The 16,688-nt window shown below is 72.6% G+C and carries 14 protein-coding genes; 1 reads left to right on the top strand and 13 read right to left on the bottom strand.

What is annotated here, in order from left to right; genetic code table 11:
* Positions 1 to 28: 28 nt before the first annotated feature.
* The 10 genes from AB0389_RS01710 to AB0389_RS01665 all read right to left on the bottom strand — a co-directional run bounded on the left by AB0389_RS01710 (position 29) and on the right by AB0389_RS01665 (position 13,230).
* The gene (locus AB0389_RS01710) at positions 29 to 4,171 is read right to left on the bottom strand and encodes a bifunctional nitrate reductase/sulfite reductase flavoprotein subunit alpha (protein ID WP_366393290.1); all 4,143 of its coding nucleotides are present in this window, start codon (positions 4,169 to 4,171) and stop codon (positions 29 to 31) included.
* A gap of 204 nt (positions 4,172 to 4,375) precedes the next feature.
* On the bottom strand, positions 4,376 to 5,101 hold the full coding sequence (locus tag AB0389_RS01705; RefSeq protein ID WP_366393289.1) for a class I SAM-dependent methyltransferase: 726 nt from the start codon (positions 5,099 to 5,101) through the stop codon (positions 4,376 to 4,378).
* Positions 5,102 to 5,188: 87 nt separating this feature from the next.
* The gene (locus AB0389_RS01700) at positions 5,189 to 5,944 is read right to left on the bottom strand and encodes a ferredoxin reductase (protein WP_366393288.1); all 756 of its coding nucleotides are present in this window, start codon (positions 5,942 to 5,944) and stop codon (positions 5,189 to 5,191) included.
* Positions 5,937 to 6,542: a sulfite oxidase-like oxidoreductase gene (locus AB0389_RS01695; RefSeq protein WP_366393287.1), complete on the bottom strand. Its 606-nt coding sequence runs from the start codon at positions 6,540 to 6,542 to the stop codon at positions 5,937 to 5,939. Before AB0389_RS01695 ends, AB0389_RS01700 begins: the two co-directional genes overlap by 8 nt.
* Complete coding sequence (locus AB0389_RS01690; protein ID WP_366393286.1) at positions 6,539 to 7,858, bottom strand: amidohydrolase; 1,320 nt, start codon at positions 7,856 to 7,858, stop codon at positions 6,539 to 6,541. Before AB0389_RS01690 ends, AB0389_RS01695 begins: the two co-directional genes overlap by 4 nt.
* The gene (locus AB0389_RS01685; RefSeq protein ID WP_366393285.1) at positions 7,855 to 8,607 is read right to left on the bottom strand and encodes a purine-nucleoside phosphorylase; all 753 of its coding nucleotides are present in this window, start codon (positions 8,605 to 8,607) and stop codon (positions 7,855 to 7,857) included. Before AB0389_RS01685 ends, AB0389_RS01690 begins: the two co-directional genes overlap by 4 nt.
* Entirely contained in the window at positions 8,604 to 9,473 is an 870-nt protein-coding gene (locus tag AB0389_RS01680; RefSeq protein WP_366393284.1) for an ABC transporter permease, read from the bottom strand. Before AB0389_RS01680 ends, AB0389_RS01685 begins: the two co-directional genes overlap by 4 nt.
* Positions 9,473 to 10,558: an ABC transporter permease gene (locus AB0389_RS01675; protein ID WP_366393437.1), complete on the bottom strand. Its 1,086-nt coding sequence runs from the start codon at positions 10,556 to 10,558 to the stop codon at positions 9,473 to 9,475. Before AB0389_RS01675 ends, AB0389_RS01680 begins: the two co-directional genes overlap by 1 nt.
* Before the next feature lie 19 nt (positions 10,559 to 10,577).
* Positions 10,578 to 12,191, bottom strand: coding sequence for an ABC transporter ATP-binding protein (locus AB0389_RS01670; RefSeq protein WP_366393283.1), 1,614 nt, complete (start codon positions 12,189 to 12,191; stop codon positions 10,578 to 10,580).
* Complete coding sequence (locus AB0389_RS01665; protein ID WP_366393282.1) at positions 12,172 to 13,230, bottom strand: BMP family ABC transporter substrate-binding protein; 1,059 nt, start codon at positions 13,228 to 13,230, stop codon at positions 12,172 to 12,174. Before AB0389_RS01665 ends, AB0389_RS01670 begins: the two co-directional genes overlap by 20 nt.
* Positions 13,231 to 13,597: 367 nt before the next feature.
* Here AB0389_RS01665 and mtnA point away from each other — a divergent pair, with 367 nt between their 5' ends.
* The gene (gene mtnA / locus AB0389_RS01660) at positions 13,598 to 14,617 is read left to right on the top strand and encodes an S-methyl-5-thioribose-1-phosphate isomerase (RefSeq protein WP_366393281.1); all 1,020 of its coding nucleotides are present in this window, start codon (positions 13,598 to 13,600) and stop codon (positions 14,615 to 14,617) included.
* 60 nt (positions 14,618 to 14,677) lie between these two features.
* On the opposite strand, the gene mtnB is transcribed toward mtnA, so the two are convergent.
* From mtnB to AB0389_RS01645, 3 genes are read right to left on the bottom strand one after another with little or no spacing between them, the layout of a single operon-like run.
* Positions 14,678 to 15,286 carry a methylthioribulose 1-phosphate dehydratase gene (gene mtnB, locus AB0389_RS01655; protein ID WP_366393280.1) on the bottom strand — a complete coding sequence of 203 codons (609 nt, stop codon included), beginning with the start codon at positions 15,284 to 15,286 and terminating at the stop codon, positions 14,678 to 14,680.
* The gene (gene mtnC, locus AB0389_RS01650) at positions 15,283 to 16,005 is read right to left on the bottom strand and encodes an acireductone synthase (RefSeq protein ID WP_366393279.1); all 723 of its coding nucleotides are present in this window, start codon (positions 16,003 to 16,005) and stop codon (positions 15,283 to 15,285) included. Before mtnC ends, mtnB begins: the two co-directional genes overlap by 4 nt.
* Positions 16,002 to 16,601: a cupin gene (locus tag AB0389_RS01645; RefSeq protein WP_366393278.1), complete on the bottom strand. Its 600-nt coding sequence runs from the start codon at positions 16,599 to 16,601 to the stop codon at positions 16,002 to 16,004. The genes mtnC and AB0389_RS01645 overlap by 4 nt, the downstream gene beginning before the upstream one ends.
* Between the last annotated feature and the right edge of the window lie 87 nt (positions 16,602 to 16,688).

Raw genomic sequence — 16,688 nt, 5'->3', positions numbered from 1 at the left:
CGGGGTCTCCGGGCGCCGCCGCAGGCCGTCAGTAGACGTCGCGGACATAGCGCTTGTCCGTGGACAGGCGCCGGACGTAGGCGGCGGCTTCGTCGGTGTCCATACCGCCGTGGGTGGCGGCGATGTCCTTGAGCGCCCGGTCGACGTCCTCGGCCATCCGCCCCGCGTCGCCGCAGACGTAGAAGTGGGCGCCGTCCTGGAGCCACTGCCACAGGCGGGGGCCGTGTTCGCGCATCCGGTCCTGGACGTAGATCTTGTTGCGCTGGTCGCGGGAGAAGGCGAGGTCGAGGCGGTCGAGGTGGCCGGACGCCCGGTCCGCCGCCAGGTCCTGGCGGTAGTAGAAGTCCGTGGCCCGGCGCTGCTCGCCGAAGAAGAGCCAGTTGGGGCCGGTGTGACCGCGGGCCCTGCGGTCTTCGAGGAAGCCGACGAAGGGCGCCACACCCGTTCCGGGACCGACCATGATCATGGGGGTGGCGGGGTCGGCCGGCGGGCGGAAGTGCGGTGAGCGCCGTACGAAGACCTGCACGGGCCCGTCGTCCGCGCGGTCGGCGAGATACGTGGAACACACGCCCTCGCGGTCGCGGCCGAGGCCGTTGGTGTAGCGGACGACGGAGACCGTGACACGGACCTCGCCCGGGTGGGCGAGCGGACTGGAGGAGATGGAGTACAGCCGGGGCTGGAGCCGCCCCAGAACCCCCGCCCACTCCGCCGCCGAAGCGCGGACGGGCAGCGCGGCGGCCACGTCGGCGGCCTGACGGCCCCAACTCCACTTCGCGAGGGCTTCCTTGTTGCCGGGCCGCAGCAGGCGCTTCAGCTCGTGGCTCCCGGTACGGTCCGCCACGAACGTGAGCAGGCCGGTGGTGACGCGGGCGATGTCCAGCCGGGTGCGCAGGGCCTCCCCGAGGGGGAGCGGCGTGCCGTCGCCGAGGTCGACCGGCTCGTCGGGGGCGAGGCCGGTGAGGGCGAGCCACTCCGCGACGAGCGGGGCGCCGTTGACCGGCCATACGCCGAGGGCGTCCCCGGCGTCGTAGGCGAGCTCACCGTCGCGGGTGTCGAACGCGAACCGCCGGACCTCCTTCTGGGAGCCGGGCAGGCTCAGCAGCTTGTTGCCGATGAGCAGGGTGGCGAACGGCGCTGTTCTGGTGAAGGCGGCCGGCGCGGTGGTGACGACCGCCGGTGCGGGGGTGGCGGGGCGTACGGGCGGCCGGCCGTCGGCTGCCGCCAGGGCCGTGACGACCTGACCGAGCCAGCGCTCGGCGGCCTCTTCGAAGTCGGGCTCGCAGTCGGTACGGGGGACGAGCCGGGCCGCGCCGAGGGCGTCGAGGCGTTCGTCGAGCCGGCGGCCGTGGCCGCAGAAGTCGTGGTAGCCGGAGTCGCCGAAGGCGAGTACCGCGTACCGGACTCCCGTCAGCCGTACGGCCGTTGGGGCGGACAGCGTCTGCCAGAAGCCGGTGCCGTTGTCGGGTGTGTCGCCGTCGCCGAAGGTGCTGGTGATGAGGAGCAGGTCGGCGTCGGTGGTGAGGAGGTCCGGGGACGCGTCGGCCATGGACAGCAGTTCGGGGGTGCGGCCCGTCCGGGTGAGGTGCCCGGCGGCGCGGGTGGCGAACTCCTCGGCGGTGCCGGTCTGGGAGGCCCACAGGATGACCAGACGGCGGGCCGGTACCACAGGGGTGTCAATCGGTGCGGGTACGGCGGTGGCGGGCACGGCGGCGCGGGAGAACGTACCGGCGAGTGCGCCGTTCACCCACAGGGCGCGGTCGGGGTGGAAGGGCGCGCCCGGCGGCAGGACGGGAACGCGTCCGTCGGGCGGGGCCGCGGCGAGACCGGCGAGATAGCCGGAGAGGTACTGGCGCTCCGGCGCGGTCAGCGGTAGGGGGCCGAGCCCGTCGGCCGCGCCGGGGTCGGTGCCGGTGCCGGGGTCGGTGTCAATGTCGAACAGGGTGGCGAGCGCGCGGACGGGGGAGTCCACCGCCGCCGGAGCCGGAGCCGGGACGACGGTCAGTGCCACGGCGCAGACCTTGAACTCGGGTTGGAAGGAGAGCGGGTCGACTGCGTCGTTGGTGACGGCGTTGATGCTGAGATCGTCGCCGAACAGATCGTTCCAGTGGAAGGGCGCGAAGCAGGTACCCGGCCCGACCCGGTCGGTGACCACCACCGGGAGCACCGCCCGTCCCCGGCGGGAGGCGATCTCCAGCTGATCGCCCTCGCCGGCGCCGAGGGCTTCGGCGTCCTCGGGATGGATCTCCACGAACGGGCCGGGGTTGAGTTTCGCCAGCTTGGCGACCTTCCCGGTCTTGGTCATGGTGTGCCACTGGTGCTGCAGGCGGCCCGTGTTGAGGACGAACGGGTACGCGTCGTCGGGGAGTTCGGCCGCCGGGAGGTGCGGGCGGGCGAAGAACCGCGCGCGTCCGCTCGTGGTCGGGAAGGCCAGGCGCGGGCGGGAGCCGTCCTCGTGCACCAGGAGGGTCTGGCTGACACCGTCGTTGAGGTAGCGGATCGGGTTGCGGTCCGGGCCGTCGGCGGCCGGGGCGGGCCACTGGACGGGGGTGGCGCGCAGCCGCTCGTAGGTCACCCCGCGCAGGTCCCAGCCGGTCGTGGGGTTCCACGCCTGCTTGAGCTCCTCGAACACCTCCTCGGCGCAGGTGTATCCGAACGCGTCGGCGAAGCCCATCTCACAGGCCACCCGGGCGATCAACCGCCAGTCGGGCAGCGCCTGTCCGGGCGGGTCGACGACTCCCGGTACGAGGGTGAGGTTCCGCTCGGAGTTGACCATGACGCCGTCGGACTCCGCCCACAGGGTCGCGGGCAGCACCACATCGGCGTACGCGTTGGTCTCGGTCGCGGCGAAGACGTCCTGGGTGATGACGAGTTCGGCCGCTTCGAGACCGGCGACGACCGTCTTGCGGTTGGCGACCGAGGCGACCGGGTTGGTGCAGATGATCCAGCACGCTTTGATGTCACCGGCGGCCATCCGCTCGAACATCTCGACCGTGCCACGCCCGGTCCCGGTCCGCAGGGTGCCCTCGGGGATGTTCCACAGCTTCTCGGTGAAGGCGCGCTCGGAGTCCACCAGGACCGATCGCTGGCCGGGCAGTCCGGGGCCCATGTAGCCCATCTCGCGCCCGCCCATGGCGTTGGGCTGGCCGGTCAGCGAGAAGGGCCCCGACCCGGGGCGGCAGATGGCGCCGGTCGCGAGGTGCAGGTTGACCAGGGCGTTGGTGTTCCACGTGCCGTGGGTGGACTGGTTCAGGCCCATGGTCCAGCAGCTCATCCACTCGCCGGCCTCGCCGATCCACCGCGCGGCCAGTCGGATGTCGCTCTCGGGGATGCCGGTGACCTCCGCGACCTTCGCGGGCGGATAGTCCGCGAGGAAGGCGGGCATCTCCTCCCAGCCCTCGGTGAACTCCGCGATGAACGCGTCGTCGGTGTGACCGTTCGCGACCAGCAGGTGCAGCAGTCCGTTCAGCAGGGCGAGGTCGGTGCCCGGCCGTATGCGCAGGAAGAGATCGGCCTTGTCGGCGGTGGCATTGCGCCGTGGGTCGACGACGATCAGCTTGGCCCCGGCCGACCTGACCCGGTCCATCATGCGCAGGAACAGGATCGGATGGCAGTCGGCCATGTTGGCGCCGATGACGAAGAAGGTGTCGGCGCGGTCGAAGTCCTGGTAGGAGCCGGGCGGACCGTCCGCGCCCAGCGACAGCTTGTAGCCGGTGCCCGCGGAGGCCATGCACAGCCGGGAGTTCGACTCGATCCGGTGCGTCCGGACGAAGCCCTTGGCCAGCTTGTTCGCCAGGTACTGCGCCTCCAGGGACATCTGCCCGGACACATAGAAGGCCAGGGCGTCTGGCCCGTGCGCGTCCAGGATCGCCCGCAGCCGGCCGGCGACCGCCGTAATGGCCTCGTCCGTGTCCGTCGGGACCGGCAGGGCGCCGCGCTCGGGGCGGACCAGCGCCGTATCCGCACGCCCGGCGGCGGCCATCATGTCCGCGCTGGTCGTGCCCTTGGTGCACAGCCGGCCGAAGTTGGCGGGATGGGCCTTGTCTCCGGAGGCCTTCGCCGCCCGGCGCCGTCCGTCGGCGGGATCCCGCACCACGTCCAGCACGATCCCGCAGCCGACCCCGCAGTACGAACAGACCGTACGGACGCCGTCCTTCTTCGCGCCGGCTGTCACCGAACCTCCACCTCGTGCCGCGTACACGGGCCGCGTACACACGGCGCGGCCCCACGCTCCGTACCGTAGAAAGACCGGATTTCCGGTCCGTCACGCGCCGGGATCATCGGGGGTTACGCCCCGCGCACCGAGCGCGCCGGAGGCGTGTGAGGCGACGCCGGCGTGTGAGGCGACGGCGGCCCCCGGCCGGCGGTTCATGGCCGTTCATGGCCGTCGTGCCACGAAGACGAATTCCTTTCCCGGCCGGTCGGGCGCCTCGCGCACGTCCTCCACCACGAAACCGTGCGCCACCAGGTCCGCCTCGACCTCGTCCCGTTCCCGGAACCGCAGCGTCGAATCCGACGTCAGCACCTCCCCGTCCGCGGCGAAGACGTAGGTCGCCCGGAACGTCACCAGAGGCGGGCGCACCTCGATCAGTCGCGTCCAGCTCTCGACGGGGCCGACGCCCGGGATCTCCGTGACGTGGTGGGTGTTCTCGCGGGTCCACTCCTCCCAGGCGCGTACGGCCGGATCGCGGGTCTCGAGGACCAGATGCCCGCCGGGCCGCACCGCCTCGTACGCTCCCCGCAGCGTCGTCCGCCATGCCCGCGGATCGGCGATGGCCTGGGCGACGTTCCCCGTCATCGTCGCGAGGTCGGCCTCCAGCGGCGGAAGGTCCGCCGCGTCACCGTGGATCCAGCGCACCCGCTCGGCGCCCGGTTTGCCGCGGGCGACGCCGAGGGAGGCCGCGGCCGGGTCGACACCGGTCACCTCGATCCCGCGATCGGCCAGGAGAAGGGCGAAGACCCCGGTCCCGCAGCCGATGTCCAGCACCCGGCGTGCCGCGAACTCGTCCGCCATGCGCAGGTACGGATCGAGATCCGGACGGTCGGATTCGAGCGGATCGTAGAGCGCGGCGAGCCGCGGATGCGCGAAGCAGTCGTCAGCCATGCGCGCGAAGGTATGCGGAGCCGGGACCGGACCGCTACCGGGTTTCGTACGCCGGAAGGCCGGACCGGCTGTCACACGGGGGCGGCGTCAGCCGAAGCGCTCGATACGGATCCGGTCCACCGGCTGGCCCGCCGCCACCAGCAGGCGCGAGGCGTGCTCGGCGAACGCGTTCGAGCCGCACACATAGGCCTCCCACCCGCCGTCGGGCGGATCGGCCAGCAGCGCCGCCACATGCGCGGCCGACATCCGGCCCACGGGCGTACCCTCCGGCGCGGCGCGCGTGAACACGGGGGTGGTCTCGGCGCCGTACTCCGACGCGTAGATCAGCTCCTCGGGGCTCCGGGCCGAGACGAGCAGCCGCAGCGGCACCGGCAGACGCCGCGCGCGCCGGTGGCGGACCATGGAGATCAGCGGTACCACACCGGAGCCCGCCCCGATGAGCAGCGCGGGCCGGTCACCGGGCCAGGCGAAGAAGCCGCTGAGCGGGCCGCGCACCTCGATCTCGTCGCCGGGCCCGGCGACGGTGTGGAACCAGCCGGACACCTCGCCGCCCTCGACATGGTCGAGGGTGAGCTCGATGTGCCCGGCGTCGTCGGGCGGTGACGCGATCGAGTAGTGCCGCTGGGCGGTGTAGCCGTCCGCCGCGCGGAGCCGCAGCATCAGGTGCTGCCCGGGCAGATGGCCGGTCCAGCCGGGCACGGCGAAGCGGAAGGTCGCCGCGTGCGGTGTCTCGCGGCGGATCCCGGTGAGGGTGGCGCGCTGCCAGACGGCCGCCGCGCGGTTGCTCGCGGCGATCCGTCCCGGCACGGCGAACCGGGTCGGGGGGAGAGAGGTCTCAGTCACCGGAGTAGCGCTGTTCCTTCCAGGGGTCGCCGCGGTCGTGGTAGCCGTTCTGCTCCCAGAAACCCGGCTCGTCGTGGTCGAGGATCCGCAGGCCCGTGACCCACTTGGCGCTCTTCCAGAAGTACAGGTGCGGCACGATCAGCCGCGCCGGCCCGCCGTGCTCGGGGGGCAGGGGCCCGTCCCCGTACTCCCAGACGATCCAGGCGCGCCCGCCGGTCAGATCCGCCAGTGGCAGGTTCGTGGTGTACCCGGTGTACGAGTGGACGACGGCGTGGGTCGCCCCGGGGGCCGGGCGCGCGAGGTCGAGGAAGGCGTCCACCGACACACCCCCGAAGCGCACCCCGAACTTCGACCAGCCCGTCACACAGTGGATGTCCCCCCGGTACGCGGACGACGGCAGTGTGTGCGCCTCGTCCCAGGTCCAGGTGCGTGCCTCGGCCACCATCCCGCCGATGGTCAGCGTCCAGTCCTCGGGGGCCAGTTGGGGGGTGACCTCGGCGGACAGGATCGGCCAGTCGTCGCCCGCGTCGTACTGGCCGGGCGGCAGCCCCGCGTTGGCGACCCGCGCGCGTCCGGTGAAGCCCCTGGTCACGTTCATACGGGCGCCGTCTCCGTGGTACCGGTGAGCGCCTCAAGACCGGCGAGCACCTCCGCCTCGTTCCACGGCCCGAGCACACGGTTCTGCAGGAGGATCCGTCCGTCGACGACGGTGTCCCGCACATCGGACGAGTGCGCGGCGTACGCGAGCGTGGACCACGGGTCGTGCAGCGGGCGCAGATGGGGCGCCGCCAGGTCCAGCACGACCAGGTCGGCGCGCTTTCCGGCCTCCAGGGAGCCCAGCTGGTCGCCGAGCCCCAGCGCACGGGCGCCCTCGATCGTGGCCATCCGCACCGCCTGCTCCGCACCGACCGCGGTCGGGTCGCCGGCCGCCTTGTGGATGAGCGCGGCCTGCCGTACGGCGCCCAGCACATCCAGTGTGTTGGAGCTGACCGCGCCGTCCGTCCCGAGCCCGACGGTCACGCCCGCGTCCAGCAGCCGGGGCACCGGGGCGACGCCGCAGCCCAGTTTGAGGTTGGACACCGGGCAGTGGGCGACCGAGGTGCCGGTCCGGGCCAGCGCCGCGATCTCGGGGTCCGTCAGATCCACCGTGTGCGCCAGCAACAGATCGGGGCCGAGCAGCCCCAGCGAGTCGAGCAGCTCCACCGGGCGCTTGCCGTAGCGCTCCTCGACGGTGGCGACCTCGCTCGCGTTCTCCGCCGCGTGGATGTGCAGCAGTGCGCCGAACTCCCGTGCCAGCGCAGCGATATCGGTCAGCTGGGCGGGCGAGAGCGTATAGGCGGAGTGGGCGAACAGCGCCGGACGGATGCCCGGCCGGGGCGTGCGGCCGGCGAGATCCCGGCGCGCCCACTCCAGCCGGTCCGCGTAGGCGATGGAGTCGGCAGGGTCGGGTACGTCCATGAAGGTCGGCCCGGTGAGCAGCCGCCAGCCCGCCTCGGCCGCGACCCGCTCGGCCGCCTCGTGGAACCAGTACATGTCGAGCGCCGTCGTCACCCCGGCCCGGACGCTCTCGGCGACCGCCGCCCGGACGGCCGCGGCGACGGTCGAAGGTGACAGCAGCCGACTCTCCCAGTGGATCACTCGCTCCAGGAAGCCCTGCAGTGTCACATCGTCCGCGCGGCCCCGCAGCAGGGTCATCGCCAGGTGTGTATGGGTGTTGACCAGGCCGGGGAGGACGAGACAGCCGCTCGCGTCGATCTCCTCGGCCGCCGTGTACCGGGCGCGCAGGTCCGCCGCGGGCCCGACCGCGAGTATCTCGCCGTCGCGGACGGCCACGGCGCCGTCGGGCACGACGGTGCCGGCCCCGTCGACGGTGAGGACGGTGCCGCCGTGCACCAGCAGATCGGCGGCGGTCATCGGGCGTCCTCCGCCGCCAGCAGCCGCAGCGCCTCCAGCGAGACCACACTGCCCCGCTCCACACCGGCCGCGACCGCCTCGCGGTGCGGGTTGTAGCCCCCGGTGGCCTCCTCGTCGACGAGTTCGTCGGCGTTGGCACCGTCGATCACCAGCACGCCGCCCGTGGTCAGCCCGCGCAGACCGCCCGCGACGAAGAGCGCGGACAGCTCCATCTCGATCGCCGCGAGCCCCGCCCCGTCGTACCCGTCGAGGGGGATGAGCCCCGGCTGGAAGACGGCCCGGGTCCACACGATGCCCCGGTGGTGCGGGGCATCCTGCTCGCGGGCGGCGCGCTGGAGCGCGAGCACCGCCTCGGGGGTGGCCACCGCCGGGTACTCGGGCGGCAGGATCTGCTGGGTGACACCGTCGTCCCGTACCGCCGCCTCCGCGATGACCAGGTCGCCGTCACCGATCCCGGGCCGCATCGCACCCGCCGTGCCGAACCGCAGGATCGTCCGCACGCCCGCGTCGGCCAGCTCCTGGAAGAGCAGGATCGCGCCGGGGCCGCCGACCCCGTGCGACGCCACCGTGACCGGCAGCCCCCGCCAGCTCCCGGTGAACGTACGGTACTCACGGTGGTACGAGACCTCCCGCGCGCCGTCGAGCAGCGCGGCGACCGCCGCGGCGCGCGCCGGGTCACCCACGACGACCGCGTACGGCGGCAGCCCGGTACGGGGTATGCGGGTGATGGGAAGCAGGTCCTGCGTCATGAGGTGACTCCAGTCGTCCGGCTGTCGCGGCGGCGCCGCTGCGCCGTGCTGAGGAAGAGGGCGCCGAGGGTGACGACGTACGGCGCCGCGTCGGTCGCCTGCTGGGGCAGGCCGAGGCCCTGCAGCCGGAAGCCCGCGGCCTCGGCGAGACCGAAGAGCAGCGCGGCGAGCAGAACACCGATGGGCAGCGCGCGGCCGAGCATGACCGCGACGACGGCGATCCAGCCGCGCCCCGCGGTCATGTTCTCGGAGAACAACGTGACGTTGCCCAGGGCCAGTTGCGCCCCGGCGAGCCCGCACAGCACACCGGAGACGAGCACCGCCGCGTACTTGTACCTGGTCGGGCTCACCCCGAGCGTGGCCGCGGCGTCAGGCGCCTCGCCGACCCCGCGCAGCCGCAGACCCCACACATGCCGCGACAGCATCAGCGCGGCCACACCGACCGACGCCCAGGCCAGATACGCGAGCGGGGAGAAACCCCCGACCAGCGGGAGCCCGGCGAGGGACGGATCCCCGAAGGTGCCCTGCACACCGAAGACCGTCCGCAGCAGGAAGCTCGTCAGACCCACCGCCAGCAGGTTCATCGCGATGCCCAGCACCACCGCGTCGCCGCGCAGGGTGACCGCGCCCACGGCGAGGATCAGCGAGTACGCGGCGGCGGCCAGCGCGGCGGCCAGCACACCGAGCCAGGGGCTGCCGGTGAACCAGCTCGTCGCCACGGCCGTGAAGCAGCCCATCAGCATCATGCCTTCGAGGCCGATGTTGAAGACGCCCGCGCGCTCGCAGATGGCGCCGCCGAGCGCGGCGAGGAGGATCGGTGTCAGCGCGCGCAGCGCCGACATGAGGAAATCGGAGTCGAAGAACATCAGACGGACTCCCCCTGGGGAACGGGCTCCTGGGCGGTGGGCTCCTGGGTGACGGGCTTGCCGGCCGCCCTGCCGCGCAGGCGCGGAAGGCTCAGCCGGGCCGCCAGGAACACGATGACGATGGCCTGCAGCACCTGCGTCAGCTCGCGCGGAACGTCCGTGGTGCGCTCCATGGCGAGCCCGCCGACCTGGAGTACGGCGAAGAAGAACGCGGCCAGCAGGGTGCCCAGCGGGGCCGCCGCCGCGAGCAGCGCCGCCGTCAGACCCGTCCAGGTGTAGCCGGGGGCGGTGAGCGCGCCGTCGAGGAAGCGGTACGGGAAGCTCAGCACGCCGATCGCGCCGACGAGCCCGGCGAGCCCGCCCGACGTCGCCATCAGCCGGAGGGTGAGCCCCTTGCGCTCCACTCCCGCGTAGGCGGCGAAGCGGGAGTTGAGGCCGGTCATCCGGATCTCGTAACCGGCCACCGTACGGCGGTCGACGAACCAGTACACGGCCGCCGCCAGCACCACGAGCACCAGCCCGAGCGTCACGGTCGACGAGCCGAGGACGGGCAGGGCCACGCCCTCGGGGAGCCGGCGCGTCTGCGGAAGGCTGGAGCCCGGCTCCTTGAGGGGATAGCGCGCCAGATACGAGGCGAACGCCGTGGCCGGGTAGCTCAGCAGCAGACTGCTCACCAGCAGCGGCACACCGAAACGGTTCTCGCAGAGCGCGGCCACCGCCGCGTAGGCCGCGCCCGCCGCGACCCCGGCGGCCAGGGCGAGCACCACGGCCAGCGGCGCCGGCAGCGGTACGTACAGACCGGTGACGGCCGCGGCGATGCCGCCGAGCACCATCTGACCGTCCCCGCCGAGGTTGATGAGTCCGGCCCGCAGCGGAATCGCCAGGGCCAGCGCCATCCCGAGCACGCTGGTGCCGGTGGTGAGGGTGGATCCGATGCCGTCGGCCCCGAGCGCGCCGGTGAGGACGGCCCCGTAGGCGGCGAACGGATCGGCCCCCGTGCCCACCAGGAACAGCGCCCCGATGACGAGCCCGGCGAGGATGGAGAAGGTGACGGGGGAGCGCAGTGCCCCCGATATACGGGCCATGTCGGTCCTACGGGCCATGTCAGTCTCGTTCCGGGGCGGTTGCGTGGAGCGGGGTGGGCGCGGCGGTGACCGCGGACGCGGACGCCCCGCCCGCCATCGCGAGCCCCAGCGTCGCCTCGTCCGCCTCCGCCTTGCCGTACGAGGCGGTCACCCGGCCCTCGTACATCACCAGGACACGGTCGGCGAGGCCGCGTATCTCGCTCAGCTCGGCGGAGACGAGCAGCACGGCGTGGCCCGCGTCGCGGTAGGCGATCAGCTCGTCGTGGATGGCCTGGATCGCCCCGATGTCGACCCCGCGCGTGGGCTGCTCGACCAGCAGCAGCGGTGCCTCGTGGGTGAGTTCGCGGCCGATCAGCAGCTTCTGGAGATTGCCTCCCGACAGCGCCGAGGCGGGCACGTCGGGCGTGGCCGCCTTGATGCCGAAGCGCTCGACGAGACGCTGCGCGTGGGCGCGTACGGCGGCGGGCGGCAGCAGCCCGCGACGGGAGGCGAGCGAGGTGCGGTGGTGGCCCATGGCCAGGTTCTCCGCGATGGTCGCGGCGGGCGCGGTACCGACCGCGTGGCGGTCCTCCGGGACGTAGGCGAGGCCTTGCGCACGGCGCTCGGTGGCCGAGGCGTGCGTGATGTCCGTCCCCTTCAGGCCGATCCGCCCCGCGGTGACAGGACGCAGCCCGGCGAGGGACTCCACCAGCTCGCTCTGGCCGTTGCCCGCGACCCCCGCGACGCCGACGATCTCGCCCGCGCGGACGGTCAGCCCGACCCCGTGCACCCCCGTCGTGCTCAGCCCCTCGACGTCGAGCACGACGTCCCCGGGCGTCCCCGCCGGGTGGACCCGGTCCAGATCGACCGCACGGCCGGTCATCGCCGCCGCGATCGCGTCGGCGGTGGTGTCGGCCGTACGCAGCCGAGCGACCACCCGGCCGTCCCGCAGCACCGTGACGTTGTCGCTGCCTTCGAGCACCTCGCGCAGCTTGTGCGTGACAAGGATCACCGTACGGTCCTGCGCGGTCAGCGTCGTCAGGACCGCGAACAGGGCGTCGGCCTCGGCCGGAGTCAGCACCGCCGTCGGCTCGTCGAGGATGAGCGTCCTGGCGCCCCGGTGCAGCAGCTTCAGGATCTCCACGCGCTGCCGCAGCCCGACCGGCAGGTCGCCGACCCGGGCGTCCGGGTCGACGGACACCCCGTACTCGTCGGCGAGTTCACGCACCCGCCGCCGTGCCGCCGCACGGTCCACCAGGCCGAAGCGGCGCGGCTCGGCCCGGTAGACGATGTTCTCGGTGACCGTCAGCGAGTCGAACAGCTTGAAGTTCTGGTGCACCATGCCGAGCCCGGCGGCCATCGCCGCGCCCGGGCTGGCGAAGGACACCTCGCGCCCGTCGACGTGGATCGATCCGGCGTCCGGCCGCTCCATCCCGTACAGGACGGACATCAGCGTGGACTTGCCGGCGCCGTTCTCGCCCATCAGCGCGTGGATCTCACCGCGCCGGACGGTCAGGTCGACGCGGTCGTTGGCGAGCGTGCCGGGGAAGCGCTTGGTGATGCCCCGCAGCTCCACGGCCACGGGCCCCGCCCCGGCTGCCGCGGCCCCCACCCCGGCAGCCGCGGCGGGAGCGTCACTTGGCGGCCGGGTCATCGACCGTCAGCTTCCCGGCCACGATCCGGTCGCGCAGCGCCTCGACCTTCTTCAGCACGTCCTTGTGGTCGGCGATCACGCACTGGGAGGACTCCACCCCGTCCTCCAGACCCGTGAGGCTGATGCCGCCCTCCTTCAGACCGTACGAGACGGTCTCGCCGCCCTTGCCGCCCAGCACCTGCTCGATGCCCTCGGCGACGGCGACGTCGGTCTTCTTGATCACGTTGTCGACGACGGTGCCGGGGGCCGACGGGCACTGGTTGACATCCACGCCGTACGCGAACGCGCCCTTGGCCTTGGCCGCCTCGAAGACGCCGTAGTTGCCGGCCGCGGCGGCGGCCATGATCTGGTCGGTGCCCTTGGCGAGCAGCGAGTTCGCCTGCTCCTTGGCGCGTGCCGAGTCGTCGAACGGGGACTGGCCGCCGACGAAGCGGGTGCTCGCGGAGACCTTCGGCGCGACCTCCTTGGCGCCCGCCGCGAACGGGTCGCTGTAGCGCCGGAACTGCGGCGTGTCGAGCACGTCGACCGCGCCGACCTTGCCGCTCTTGCTCAGCAGTCCGGCCTCGGCGCCCGCCAGATAGACGCCCTCCTGCTCACGGAAGACGGCGCAGGTGACGTTCTTGAACGGCTTCGCCGTGCACGCGTCGATCATCAGGAACTGCTGCTTGGGGTGCGCCTCGGCCTGCTGGGCGACGAGGTCGGCGAACTCGAAGCCGACGAGCACGATCACGTTCGGCGAGGCGTCGACCGCGGCCTGCACGTTCTGCTGCTGGGAGGCGGTGTCGGAGGACTGGTAGACCTTCTGCGTCCCGCTGTGCGTCTTGGCCGCGGTCTTCACACCGTCGACCGCGAGCTTGAGGAACTGGTTCTGTCCCACCGGGTCCGGCGTCACCAGGGTGAAGGACGTCGCGTCCTTGCCGGCGGCGGTGCCGGCGTCCGAGGCGTCGGTGTTCTTCGCCGCCGCGTTGCAGCCGGTGGCGAGGAGCACCGTACCGGCAGCCGCCGCGGCGAACTGGAGTGAACGGGTTCTACGGGACATGGGAACGGCCTTCCGGGGCAGTGCGACGGGGGAGTCCGGCGGGGGAGCGCTCGGACGGGTGCGCTCGTGCGGGAGCGCGAAGCTTCATGGCGAAGCGCCGGAACGGGATCAGCGCCACGCGGGCCGGCGACGACAGACGTCGCTGGCGCACCGGCCGTGGTCGAGGAAGCGGCGCTTGGTCAGCAGCACATCTCCTCCTTCGTTCGGATGCCGTTCGGACGCCGTTCGGACTGCGCTCGGGACCGCTGAACCGCGGGTGCTGGACTTTAACACCGGTTTCCGGACACCTGTGCGACCGTCTCGAAGTGTGGTTCCCCGAGGTCATGTACGGTGTCGCGCACCTTCGGAACATCAGGAGTGTCCCGCCATGCCCCAGGAACTGCGCGCCGTCGAGTGGACCGGAAACGCCCTCACGCTGATCGACCAGACCGTCCTCCCGCACGCCACCGAGACCTGCAGGACCGCCGATGTGGACACGCTGGTGGACGCGATCCAGCGGCTCGTGGTGCGGGGCGCGCCGGCGATCGGGGCGGCGGGCGCGTACGGGGTGGCGCTGGCGATGATCCAGGGGGAGCGCGAGGGCTGGTCGCGCGACGAGGTGCGCGCGGCCGTCGCGAGGATCCGCTCCGCGCGGCCCACCGCGGTCAACCTCATGGTCTGCGTCGACCGCGTCATGACCCGCTTCGACGAGGGCCTCGACGCGGTGCTGGCCGAGGCCGCGGCGGTGCAGCGCGAGGACATCGAGGGCAACCGGGCGATGGGCGCGTACGGGGCTGACTGGCTCATCGAGCGGGTCGGGGTGGACCGGCCGCTGCGGATCCTGACCCACTGCAACACCGGCGCGCTGGCCACGGCGGGATGGGGCACGGCGCTCGGTGTCATCAGGGAACTGCACGCCCGTGGCCGCCTGGAGGTCGTGTACGCGGACGAGACCCGGCCCCTGTTGCAGGGGTCGCGGCTGACGGCCTGGGAACTCGCCCAGGAGGGGATCGCGCACTTCGTCCAGGCCGACGGAGCCGCCGCCGGCACGATCCTGAGCGGCAGGGTGGACGCGGCGATCGTCGGGGCCGACCGCGTCGCCGCGAACGGGGACGTCGCGAACAAGGTCGGCACCGTGGGCGTCGCGCTGGCCTGCGCCGACGCGGGAATCCCGTTCCTGGTGGCCGCGCCCACGACGACGGTGGATCTGTCCACGGCCTCCGGCGCCGACATCCACATCGAACTGCGCGGCGAGGACGAGGTGCTGGAGTGGGCGGGGGTAAGGACGGCTCCCCCGCAGTCCCGCGGCCACAATCCGGCGTTCGATGTGACACCGGGGCGGCTGGTGACCGGGCTGGTGACGGAGCGGGGCGTACGGGAGATCTCGGCGGGCGAGCTGCCGGCGTAACGCGCGCCGGACCGGGAGGGAGGCCGGCTCCGGCCTCTCCCCCCGCGCCTCGCTGAGCGCTCAGCGCTCCGTCAGCTCCAGCTCCAGCAGCCACTCCACGACTTCGGTGTGATGCCGGGCCTGGCGCGGGGTGTCGCCCCAGACGTACAGCCCGTGGCCCGCCACGACCACCGCGGGCATCCGCGGATCCCGGGCCGCCTCCAGACGGTCGCCGAGTACCCCCATGTCCTGGCTGTTGGTGATGACCGGGAGGGTCACCTCCACATCGTGGGTCGGCTGGCCGATCCCCTTCAGCATCTCCAGGTCCTTCAGGACGATGCCGCCGGGGGAGCGGCGTCCCATCGCCACGGACGCCACGGTGTGCACATGGACGACCGCCCCCGCCCCCGTGAGCGCGGCGACCCGCGCGTGCAGCGCGGCCTCGGCGGACGGCCTGCCCCCGGCCACCGCGGCCCCCTCGGCGTCCACCAGCACCACGTCCGCGGGGGTCAGCTCACCCTTGTCGTGGCCGCTCGCCGTGACCGCGAGCCGCAGCGGATCGCGGGAGAGCACGACGGACAGATTGCCCGAGGTCCCCCGCATCCAGCCGAACGACGCGAAACGCGCGGACTCGGCGGCCAGCACGGCCCCGGCCTCTTCGAGATCGAGTGCTGAGGTGGTGGTGGTCACGGGTTGCTCCTTGCGCTGATGGTGATCTCGTCGAACGTCCCCGCCTCGGGGTGGTCGCCGAGGTCCTGCTCGTAGTACGGCTCGCCCGGCCGCCGGATCCGGACCGCCTGCCAGCCCGCTTCGAGGGCCGCGTCCAGCTCGCCGGGCCGGTCGGAGAGGAACAGCAGCCGGCCAGGTACGTCGCCGGTCGCCTCCGCGATGCGGCGGTACGACTGAGGCTCCTGCTTGGGGCCCGCGTTCTCCGTGTCGTACAGGCCCGACACGAGCGGCAGCAGGTCTCCCTCCGGACTGCTCGTGAACCACGCCCGCTGCGCGGAGACGGACCCGGACGAGTACACGTGCAGTCGCAAGCCGTCGCCGTGCCAGCGCCGCAGCTCGGACACCACGTCGTCGTAGAAGTGCGAGACCAGCTCGCCCCGGGCGAATCCATCGGACCAGATGATCCCCTGGAGCGTCTTGAGCGGGGTGGCCTTGCGGTCCTCGTCGAGCCACTCGCCGAGGACCTTCTCCACCCGTACGGTGTCCGCGTCCGGTTCGCCGAGCAGCTCCCGCACCCCCGCGACCGCGCGGCGCACCTCCGGGTCGTCGGCCCGCTCCGTGAGCACCGCCGCGAAGCGGGAGCGCGAGTACGGGTAGAGCACATCGACGACGAATCCGGTGGCGCTCGTGGTGCCCTCGATGTCGAGCACCACGGCGTCCGCCTCGAACCGGAGGCTCACGCCGCGGCCCGGTCCTCGGCGTATCCGGCCGCGATGGTGTCGTAGTCGGGGAAGCGCCCGGCGATGGAGGAGCCGGTGAAGCTGCCGATCCAGCCGTCCTCCTCGTGGAAGAACCGGATCGCGGTGAACGCGGGTGCGGTGCCCATGTCGAACCAGTGGGTCGTTCCGCGCGGCACGCCCAGCAGGTCGCCCTTCTCGCAGAACACGGCGTGCACCTCGCCGCCCACGTGCAGATAGAAGATCCCGGAGCCCGAGACGAAGAAGCGGACCTCGTCATCGTCGTCGTGCGTGTGTTCCTGGAGGAACTTCTCCCGCGCGGCCTTCGCCTTCGCCGGGAATCCGGGGTCGTCGCTCGGGTGCAGCCCGAGGACATCGACCGTGGTGAACCCCTCCTCGGCGTTCAGCCTGTCGATCTCCGGTCCGTACGCGGCGAAGACGGAGTCACTGTCGGCGTCCTCGGCGAGATCCTCGCGAACGGGCCACTGCTCGTAGCGCACACCGAGCGGCGCGAGCGCGGCGGCGATCTCCACGGGGTCGGCGGTACGGCGCACGGTGGTCTCGGGGCCCGACTCCGGCCACGTCGTCAGCAGGGTCATGGAAGCAACTCCGGAAAGTGGAAGGAAGGGGAAGGAAGGGGAGTGAACGGGGAAGAAAGCTGCGGCGCTGCCCGGATGCCGGACACG

The organism is Streptomyces sp. NPDC093109 (assembly GCF_040701725.1).
GTDB lineage: Bacteria > Actinomycetota > Actinomycetes > Streptomycetales > Streptomycetaceae > Streptomyces.
This window is presented reverse-complemented; position numbering and strand designations above follow the sequence as displayed.